We start from the raw sequence: 511 nt of genomic DNA on the forward strand, positions 1-511 counted from the left end.
AGAATTATTCGAATTACGCCACCATGCGTGACAATTAACAAGTTGTCATTGATATCGTTAATGATTTGAGACCAAGCGCGACTAACGCGCTGAGAAAATGTGCTTAAGCTCTCGGCATTAGGCAACGAATGGTGAGCGGGTGATTGCCAAAAGGCATCGAGTTTTTTCCAATGTTCAGTAAGCAAATCAAATGGCATGCCGTCGAAGTCACCAAAGTCCATTTCTTGCAGATCGTCTTCGGTGGTCATTGGCAACAATTGTTGCTCAGCTAATATTTGCGCCAAATCGTGACAACGAGAAAGCGGCGACGATATTATCCCCGCTACGTCGTATCCTTTGGTTTTCCAAGCCATGGCGATTCGCTGCTGCTCGGCCTCTTTCACTTTGAGATCAGTCTGACCATGTAAGCCAGGCGCGGCGTCTACTTTTCCATGACGCATAAGATAGATATTGAGCGTTCTCATTACCTTCGTATCCTATTCTTTAAGAACCAATGGCAACCCTGCCGCAA

General features: G+C 46.0%; 1 protein-coding gene. It reads right to left on the reverse strand.

Annotation, left to right across the window (positions count from 1 at the left end; all coding sequences use genetic code 11):
• Positions 1 to 464, reverse strand: a 464-nt coding sequence (gene cobC / locus R7E78_RS30755; RefSeq protein ID WP_318059223.1) for an alpha-ribazole phosphatase, incomplete at its 3' end; no start/stop codon positions are given.
• Positions 465 to 511 lie beyond the last annotated feature (47 nt).

It is taken from the genome of Vibrio sp. YT-19(2023) (assembly GCF_033337395.1).